Origin of the sequence: Paenibacillus sp. S150, from assembly GCF_019352175.1 — a bacterium.
Classification (GTDB): Bacteria; Bacillota; Bacilli; order Paenibacillales; family Paenibacillaceae; genus Paenibacillus_AQ.
The window spans coordinates 84,884-94,021 of the sequence record NZ_JACBYI010000026.1; the positions used below are offsets into that span (position 1 = coordinate 84,884).

The window sequence follows — 9,138 nt, forward strand, 5'->3', positions numbered from 1 at the left end:
TCAGCGTGGGGAAGGGAGCTGCCGGACGCTCAGCTTGCCCACTCCGCACCAACACAAGGGGATAAGCCCAAAAAGCAAAAAAAGCCCGCTACGGGTGCCTACAGACTGGATACTCAGAAAAAAGGCCTGCGGCACAAATTTTTGTGCACGAGGGCCTTTCTTTAGGGTTGCTGCCGCAGCGGCGGTATCATTTCAACTCCAGGATGAATAGGCTGTTGTAATCAATTGAATAATGGAGGTATCCCACATGACTCTTGGGAATCAAGATCCAAACCGTCAAGCTTATCAACCCTCATATCCTGCTTTTCCCCGTTACACTTCTTACCCTTACTCCCACTACTACCATCTGAACCGCTCGGACAGCAGCAGCCCGGCAGATCTCCCCCCAGACAGCCACAACGCAAATAATGAACTGGTAAATGGCTATGTGGACGCAAACGCCGGCAGCGGAAAGGGTATCCAGGTGAATGCAGGAGGAGAGGCAGGCGGCAAACACGGCATTGGCTTAAATGCAGGCGGAAATCTGGCTTATAGCGGCGCTGAGGTCCATGCGGACGGCCACATAGGCTCTCCTTCCTATGGAATTCAGGCACAGGGCAATACCCATCTGGACGGCAGCCAGGGGGCCGGGTTCACGGCGGAAGCGCAGGCCTTCGGCAAGTATGGGCTTGCTGCACAGGCCAAGACACAACTGGGCGGCGGCCAGGGGGCCGGCTTTCAAACGGGGGCACAGCTCGGAGGAGAGCACGGTCTGAGTGCCGGTGCCGAAGGTCACCTGGGCGGCGGCCAAGGGGCAGGGCTGAACACCGGCCTGCAAATCGGCGGTGCGAACGGACTCGGTGCGCAGGCTAAGGCACAGCTGGGCGGCAGTCAAGGGGCAGGCTTGGGAATTACCGGGCAGCTGGGAAAATATAACGGCCAATTAGGCTTTAATGTCGGCGGCAAGGACAACGGGCCCAAGGATTCCAAAGAATAGGCAGCAGAAGAGTAACCTTCCTATTTGGTGGCAAGGGGATATCCGCAGCCATAGCAGATGGCCAGGGATATTCCCTTTTTAAGGAGTCTTCAACTTTCTTGACAGACAGGAAACAGGACTGCCTGAAGGCAGTCCCGGGAGGTTCCCCAATCTGAATACCGCTCAGCGGTTCAGCAGGCTTCCGACATATTTCAGCAGCTCATTGGCGCAGATCGGGCAGTAATTATGCTCATCGATCAGGCGTCTGGAGACCTCGTTAATGCGCTTGAGCTGGCTTTCATCCGGCGTTTTGGAGGAGGTGGTGATTTTGACAATGTCCTTCAGGTCGGTGAAGAGCTTCTTCTCAATGGCTTCCCGCAGCCGGTCATGGTTGTTGTATTCGAATTTTTTGCCCTTGCGGGAGTAGGCGGAAATACGGATCAGAATCTCCTCGCGGAAGGCTTTTTTGGCATTTTCGGAAATGCCGATCTGCTCTTCAATGGACCGCATCAGCCGCTCATCCGGCTCCATCTCTTCGTCCGTCAGCGGATCACGGATTTTGGTCCAGTTGCAGAACGCTTCGATATTGTCGAGATAGTTCTCGAACAGCGTTTTGGCGGATTCTTCAAAAGAATAGACGAAGGCCTTCTGCACTTCGCTTTTGGCCAGAATATCATATTCCTTGCGGGCAATGGAAATGAAGTTCAAATAACGCTCCCGCTCTTCCTTCGTAATGGAGGGATGCTGGTCCAGCCCGTCCTTGATCGCCCGCAGCACATCCAGCGCGTTCATGCACTGCAGATCGCCTTTGATCAGCGCACTGGAAATCCGGTTAATGACATACCGCGGATCGATGCCGGACATGCCCTCGTCCAGATATTCGGTCTGCATTTCCTTGAGATCGGCTTCCTTGTAGCCCTCGACCTCTTCGCCGTCGTACATGCGCAGCTTTTTGATCAGGTCCATGCCCTGTTTCTTGCTCTCCTTGAGGCGGGTCAGAATCGAGAAAATCGCTGCCGCACGCAGCGCATGAGGGGCAATATGCACATGCTTCATGTCGCTTTGGGAGATGAGCTTGGCGTAGATTTTTTCCTCCTCGGACACTCTCAGGTTATACGGAACGGGCATGACGATCATGCGGGACTGGAGTGCTTCATTCTTTTTATTGGAGATGAAGGATTTGTACTCCGTTTCATTCGTGTGGGCGATGATCATTTCGTCTGCGGAAATCAGCGCGAACCGGCCGGCCTTAAAGTTGCCTTCCTGGGTCAGCGAGAGCAGGTTCCAGAGGAATTTCTCATCGCACTTCAGCATTTCCTGGAACTCCATCACCCCGCGGTTGGCCTTGTTCAGCTCCCCGTCGAAGCGGTAGGCGCGCGGATCGGATTCCGAGCCGAATTCGGTAATGGTCGAGAAGTCGATACTGCCGGTCAGGTCGGCGATATCCTGCGATTTCGGATCGGACGGACTGAAGGTCCCGATGCCGACACGCTCCTCCTCCGACAAAAGCACGCGCACCACTTTTACCTGCTCGATGTCGCCGTGATACTCATTTTTGAGCCGCATCTGGCAGGATGGGCACAGGTTGCCCTCGATGCGCACCCCAAGCTCCCGCTCAATCTCCGGGCGCAGCTCCAGCGGAATTAAATGCAGCGGGTCCTCATGCATCGGGCAGCCCTCAATCGCATAGACCGCCCCGGCATCGGTGCGCGAATATTGCTCCAGCCCCCGCTTCAGCAGTGTCACCAGTGTCGATTTGCCGCCGCTGACCGGTCCCATCAGCAGCAGTATCCGTTTACGCACATCGAGCCGCCGGGCTGCGGAATGGAAATACTCCTCCACCAGCTTCTCGACCGCACGGTCGAGTCCAAAAATCTCCTGCTCAAAAAACTTATACCTTTTGCGCCCATTGATGTCCTCTACGCCGTGTGATTTGATCATGTCGTATACGCGAGAATGAGCCGTTTTAGCGGGAGAGGGGTCTTTTTTCAGCAGTTCTATATAGTCCTTGAAGGTGCCGCTCCACGCCAAACGGTCGTTCTCAGCCCGATACGAAGCTATACGCTCAAAAATATCCATTGTTCGCTGCCTCCTCTTGCGCTCCTACTTGCTCCACCAGCTTTAAAAGTGTATTACATACCTATGCGGCGAGCCCGGAATAGTTGACCTCTTTTTTGCTGTGCTATAATAGAGAATCGTTAAAAACCCAGGAAAATGCATATACCTTGAAAATAAGGCGCGGGAGTGACAACAATGGCAGTAAAGCATGAAACAGAGCTGTATGCTCCTTTAAAAGCTTTTTTTGAACGGCAGGGCTATTCGATCAAAGGCGAGGTGCGGACCTGCGATCTGGTGGGCATGCGGGAAGACGGGGAGCAGCCGCTGATCGTGGAGATGAAAAAGTCGTTCAACCTCGCCCTGCTGCTGCAGGGGGTTGAACGGCTCCGTCTCAGTCCCAACGTCTACCTCGCGGTAGAGCGCGTGCGGAACAAAAAAGGCGCGGTGAACCAGCGCTGGGGCGAGCTCAGCGGCCTGTGCCGCCGCCTCGGGCTGGGGCTGATCACCGTGGTCTTTTACAAGACCAAGGCCCCGCTCGTCGAGGTGCTCGCGGAGCCGGGCGACGCGCCGCCCCAGGTCCGCAGCGGTCTGCGCCGGCGCGAGCGGCTGCTCTATGAGTTCCGCGAGCGCAGCGGGGACTACAACACCGGCGGCAGCACGCGCGTCAAGCTCGTGACGGCCTACCGCGAGAAGGCGCTGCGCGTGGCCCTCGCGCTGCAGGCTGCCGAGGCCGAAGCCGCTCCCGCGGCCGGCCCCGGCGGGGCACCGCTCGGCGTGACGCCCGCCGAGCTGCGCAGGAGAAGCGGCGTGCCGGGGGCCGCCGCATTCCTGCAGAAGAACTACTACGGGTGGTTCTTCCGGGTGGGGCGCGGCCGCTACACGCTCACGGCCGCCGGAACCGCAGCGCTGATCGAATATGCCGCCATCGCGGAGATCAGCGCGGGCAAGCTGTAGGCCGCCGCTCCGTACAGCGGGCCGCACGCACCAGGGGCGCCCCTGTCCGCCAAGAATCCGGCGGATGCGCTCTATGGAAATTTCCAGCAAATGATCGCCCTGACGCTGCTTCTTTGAGAGAAGGCGGTCCGCACCGGCAGTAAAGGTTCAAAGAGTTCACCATCAGTTTAGGTTTGCCTGGCACAGCTCTTGAGAAGCTCCTATTCACTAATCGGCTGTCCCAGCTCAGCTCCGCGCCGTGAACTCGGTAACAGCCTCGCTCATCAGGTTCATGCCCAGCAGCAGCTCATCCCGGCCGGGATGGCTGAAGTTGAGGCGAATGTGGCCGTTCCCGCCGCTCACACTGCACAGCGGCCCGGGCAGAAAGGCCACGCCTTTGGCCAGCGAGGCCTTCAGCAGTGCCGTTGCATTCAGCCCCTCCGGCAGCGTCACCCAGAGGAACATGCCCCCTGCCGGCAGAGCATAGCTGCTGCCCTTCCATGCCGGGCGCTTGAGCAGCTCCGCCATCAGCTTCAGGCGGGTGTTGTATTCGCGGTTGAGAAGCGCGATATGCTCGCGCAGGTCAAAGGCCGTCACATCCAGCAGATGATGCAGCAGCCGCTGGTTCAGTGAGCTGGACTGCCAATCGGCCATCTGCTTGGCGGCGGCCATCATGCCGACCAATTCGCGGCTGCCCGCCGCCCAGCCCGTCCGCAGCGCAGGCGCGACTGTTTTACTGAAGGAGCCGATGTATAGCACATGTCCGCCCTCGCTGACATTTTCCAGCGCATAGAGCGACGGGTATTTCACTGACGGATGCTCCGTATACCTCTGAAAATGCAGATCGCCATAAGAGTCATCCTCGACGATCAGCACGTTGTGTGCGGTACACAGCTCCAGCACTTCCTTGCGCCTGGCCAGACTCCAGAGAATTCCGCTGGGATTCGTGAAGCTTGGCGCAGCGAACAGCATCTTCGGCCGGTGCTGGCGGATTTGGGTGCGCAGATGCTCCGGCAGCAGCCCGTCCCGGTCGCCCCGGACCGGAATAATTGCGGCGCCCTGCATCCGCAGTGCCTGCAGGATACCTGGAGATGTCGGGTTCTCCACCAGCACACGGTCGCCGGGATCGATGTAGACCCTGGACAGCAGATCGATAGCTTGCTGGCTTCCCGTTGTCAGCAGAACTCCGCCTTCGGCTACAGCCACCCCTTTGGCCTTCAGCCAGTCTCCCGTCAACCATTCCCGGAGCGGGCCATACCCTTCAGGATCGCCGTATTGCAGCGCTCCGGCATCCTCCGAGATGACTGTGGAAGCCGTTTCAGCCAGCAGAGACAATGGAAACAATTCTTCGGCCGGAAGCTCCTCGGCCAGTGAAATCAGCGTCCCCCTGCGCGTCTCTGTACGTATGCTCAGCAGCGGCGAAGAGTTCAGTGTATGTGCGCGGGCAGAAAACTCATATTTCATATGCTCCCCCCTTCTCCCTGGTACCAAGAATATTCCTTCGCAGCGGGCAATATGTCGTTATCCAAGAGACTACGCGTACATTTGCTTGTTTTGCCTGGAGAACAGCGCAAATTTCTCAATCGCCTGCGCTCTTGTGGATACCTCCAGCTTCACATAGATCTTCCGCAGATAATTATCGATGGAACGGCGGCTGACTTCGATCTCAAGAGCAATTTTATCGTATGTAATTCCTTGAACAATCCGTTCCATAATGAACATCTCGGTCTGGGTCAGCTGAAGCACCCGATCCAGCCCGCGTGATGCTGCAGCCGGATGAAAACCGTTCCGGGCCCATTCGAGCGGAATGGAGAGAAACCCTTCCCGGAGCCCGTTAATCATCTGCAGCAGCTGACGGGGAGACGCCCCCTTGGACAGCACACCGCTGGCTCCCAGCTCCAGGAGCGGCTGGAACAGCTCCTTGTCCTCTTCCTCGGTCATGATAATGAAATGGGTGTCCCTCGAGCTTTGCTTCATCTCTACCAGCGCACCCTCGACATTGCCTTCCGGCATTTGATAATCCGTCAGCACCAGATCCGGCTGCTGTTCCTGTACAGTGTAAACGCCTTCGCTCCATGTAGAGAACATACCCGCTACCTCAAGCTCTCCCCCTTCCTCCAAAATCAGTTTCGTTCCTAACATACTTGTGGGATGACATCCCACGATGATCACCCGCCACACCTTCATCATTAATGCCCAGACCTCCTGCTATCTATATAATTTACCCAAAAAGGGAAGCGCCATAGCGTTTCCTGTCAGTTCGCAAGCAAGGCTCCGTGATGACTTGTCCATTTTCCTTCTTTTCCCTTGAATACGCCCATCAGATATTCCAATCTATAGAAATTGTATCTCAGTAGTTTAATAGAGTGCAATTACTTTTTCACGTTTTCATAAGCTCTTGCACTTTTGCGAAAATTGTAAAAGTCTGATAGAATGAGGACTTGAAAAAAATTTGCCTGAGGTGATCAAAATGCAACCGCTAGCGGAATCGACACCGGTACACTCGCGCCGTACTGCAGCGAGAAGCGGATCTTCCGTAAAATGGTTTTTACTGTTCTGGATTTTGATGATCGGACTCGGCTTCTACGCCGTGTACAGCTATACCAACCATCTTAAGGAGCAAGTGCTAAGCGAGCTTGGCACCCAGAGCCAGCAGCAGCTTACCGTTTTGAAGACCGATTACGAATCGCGAATTGATGTTCTCTCCCAGCAGGTCAAGGAATTGCAGAGCACTGTGCAGACCTTCAATGAACTTCTTACCTTTACCAAGGATAATGCCAGCAGCAAGACGGACAACAGCAACAAGCTGTATACGCAGCTGAGCGAGGTCCGCAAACAGCTGGATGCGCTGCAAAAAGAAATGGATCTGCTGAAATGATGACACCGGTTAAAAGAGTCAACCGTTTTTTCATGCTTCTGACGGCGCCATTTGCCGGCTTGCTGCTCTGCTTATGGTGGTATCAGCCGCAGCTTGAACTGAACCTTAATACGGCGCAGTTCGCCGCTGAGCCGGGTCCGGTCGAGGAAGCGGCAGCGCTCCAAAGGGAGCTGGCCGCAGCTCAGGCCTCTGCCTCTTATACCACCGATTCCATCAGTGCCAGCGCCAAGCTCTACAATCAGACGACCAATGCCATGAATGCGCTGGTCCAAATGGCTACAACCCAAGCTTCGCGTCCGGAGCAGATCTATAACCGCCGCATCACTTCACGCCTGGGCATTCCTGCCGATGTCGTGATCAGCGACCGGATTACCATTGAACTCTACCGGCTTAATCCCGGCAACTATACAGCCTATGCTCTAAAAATCAAACTGAAGGACAAGGCCGCGATGAAAATGAGCCTGGCCGGAGACGGCAGCGGCGGTGCAGAAACGACCCTGCAGGCCGTGAACCGCTACGGTGCGGCTGCCGGCATCAATGCCGGCGGGTTCGCCGATAAGGACGGCAAGCGCTACCCGCTCTCCACCACCGTTGTCGGCGGAGAGTATCTGTACGGCTTCGAAGCCACTTACAAGGATCTCAGCTTCGTTGGACTGAATGCCTCAGGCCAGCTGATCGGCGGCAAATTCTACAGCCGGACACAGCTGGACCAGCTGCAGCCGGTCTTCGGCGCCACCTTTGTGCCGGTCCTGCTGAAGAACAGCAGCAAAGTGCCCATTCCTGCCAAATGGCAGCTGTCCCCCAAGCGCGCTCCCCGTACGGTGATTGGCAAGTACAAGGATGACCAGCTGCTGATTATGGTGGCAGACGGATATAACGAGAACGGCAACTCCGGAGCTACACTGGAGGAGCTTCAGAACAAGCTGTGGGGCATGGGCGTCGTTGACGCTTACAATCTGGATGGCGGCGGGTCCTCCTCCCTGATTTTCAACGGACGGGTCATCAATAAGCCGTCCGATGGAAATCTGCGTAAGGTTCCTACCAGCTTCCTCTTCTTCAGATGACTATTATGTATTGTCTATGAGGCAAATCACTTTTCCATTTATTTTTGGAAGACAGCGGGTTATAATCAGGGAAACGAATACAGCCACTCATGGAGGTGCACGCATGTCGTTTTCCCTGACTTTTTGGATTATCGCCCTTGTGTTTCTGTTGTTTCTGACCGGCATTCTTACTTCCTCGTACAACGACGACAAGACCAAAGGCCTGTAAGAGCCCAGCCAGACAGAACCTTGGCAGACAACTTCCTTGACAAGCTGCTTTATCTTATCGAGTAGGAGAGGGCGGTAAGCCCCCGTCCTCTCACACCACCGTACATGCGGGTCCGCATACGGCGGTTCCAAAAGGTTGACAAAGTTCCAGATAGCGTGAAAGTAAACTCTTCAGCCCTTTCGCTTCCCAATAGGAAGTCGGAAGGGCGTTATTCGTGTTCCGGGACATTTCCCACGCGCCTCGCCGCGAGTTGGCCCTCTTCAAACAAGCCCGCTTGGGAACCCCGAGTGCCCGAAGCTCACGGATTCGTGTACGTACTCGTTTCCACTGTTTCCACAGACACCTTCGGAGTCTCCTTCGAATCCACTGGTCCAGCGTTTGGAAGTGTGTCTTCGCCGGGGCTAGACGGAAATAACCGAGCCAGCCCATCAGATAGCAATTCAGCCGGTTAATCCTTTCTTCCATGGAAATGGGCCAGGTTCGATTTGGTTAGTTCCTTGTCCAGGTCATCCAGTAGAATGTTTGCCAAAAGCGGACTGAGCGGACCCCCCTGCGGCGTTCCTTCTCGGCTGTGTTCCCATTTTCCATTCACCCTGACTCCGGCGTTCAGATACGCGCGAATCAGATCTTTTGTCCGTCACTTTCCGCGCCACTCTTGCCATCCGCATGTCGTGGTTTACCCGGTCAAAGAATCTCTCAAGGTCGAGGTCCACAACCCATCTCAGGCCGTTTTGAATATATCTTTGGGCTTGTTTCACGGCGTCATGTGCGCTCTTCCCCGGCCGAAAGCCGTTGCTGTACCCTGAAAATTGCGCATCAAAGATCGGGTTCATGACTTGTCGAAGCGCCTGCTGGAGAAAACGGTCCATCACGGCCGGAATACCTAACATCCGTACACCCCCTCCGGGTTTGGGGATTTCCACCCGTTTGACTGGCGCAGCTCTGTACGTTCCCGCTAGAAGTTCGGCTTTCACCGGTTCCCAATGTGTTTTCAAGTATGCTTGTAGATTCGCTACCGTTACAGGGTCCACACCGGGCGCTC

The 9,138-nt window shown here is 55.8% G+C and carries 7 protein-coding genes and 1 pseudogene; 4 read left to right on the forward strand and 4 right to left on the reverse strand.

Annotation, left to right across the window (positions count from 1 at the left end):
• Positions 1-247: 247 nt before the first annotated feature.
• Positions 248-976 carry a hypothetical protein gene (locus tag HYD27_RS21130; protein ID WP_219218449.1) on the forward strand — a complete coding sequence of 243 codons (729 nt, stop codon included), beginning with the start codon at positions 248-250 and terminating at the stop codon, positions 974-976.
• Between the two features lie 162 nt (positions 977-1,138).
• Here HYD27_RS21130 and HYD27_RS21135 read toward each other — a convergent pair whose 3' ends face one another.
• The gene (locus HYD27_RS21135; RefSeq protein WP_219218450.1) at positions 1,139-3,034 is read right to left on the reverse strand and encodes a PrkA family serine protein kinase; all 1,896 of its coding nucleotides are present in this window, start codon (positions 3,032-3,034) and stop codon (positions 1,139-1,141) included.
• A gap of 174 nt (positions 3,035-3,208) precedes the next feature.
• Here HYD27_RS21135 and HYD27_RS21140 point away from each other — a divergent pair, with 174 nt between their 5' ends.
• The gene (locus HYD27_RS21140; RefSeq protein ID WP_219218452.1) at positions 3,209-3,967 is read left to right on the forward strand and encodes a DUF2161 family putative PD-(D/E)XK-type phosphodiesterase; all 759 of its coding nucleotides are present in this window, start codon (positions 3,209-3,211) and stop codon (positions 3,965-3,967) included.
• 225 nt (positions 3,968-4,192) lie between these two features.
• Here HYD27_RS21140 and HYD27_RS21145 read toward each other — a convergent pair whose 3' ends face one another.
• Together HYD27_RS21145 and HYD27_RS21150 are read right to left on the reverse strand one after the other, a co-directional pair.
• Entirely contained in the window at positions 4,193-5,410 is a 1,218-nt protein-coding gene (locus HYD27_RS21145; RefSeq protein WP_219218454.1) for an aminotransferase-like domain-containing protein, read from the reverse strand.
• 69 nt (positions 5,411-5,479) lie between these two features.
• Positions 5,480-6,136 (reverse strand): response regulator transcription factor, encoded by a 657-nt coding sequence (locus HYD27_RS21150; RefSeq protein WP_219218456.1) that lies wholly within the window; start codon positions 6,134-6,136, stop codon positions 5,480-5,482.
• Positions 6,137-6,416: 280 nt separating this feature from the next.
• On the opposite strand from HYD27_RS21150, the gene HYD27_RS21155 reads away from it, so the two are divergent.
• Both HYD27_RS21155 and HYD27_RS21160 read left to right on the forward strand, forming a co-directional pair.
• The gene (locus HYD27_RS21155) at positions 6,417-6,824 is read left to right on the forward strand and encodes a hypothetical protein (RefSeq protein WP_219218458.1); all 408 of its coding nucleotides are present in this window, start codon (positions 6,417-6,419) and stop codon (positions 6,822-6,824) included.
• Positions 6,821-7,888, forward strand: coding sequence for a phosphodiester glycosidase family protein (locus HYD27_RS21160; protein ID WP_219218460.1), 1,068 nt, complete (start codon positions 6,821-6,823; stop codon positions 7,886-7,888). Before HYD27_RS21155 ends, HYD27_RS21160 begins: the two co-directional genes overlap by 4 nt.
• Before the next feature lie 298 nt (positions 7,889-8,186).
• Here HYD27_RS21160 and HYD27_RS21165 read toward each other — a convergent pair.
• Positions 8,187-9,138 (reverse strand): annotated as a pseudogene (locus HYD27_RS21165) (reverse transcriptase domain-containing protein); the annotation flags it as partial.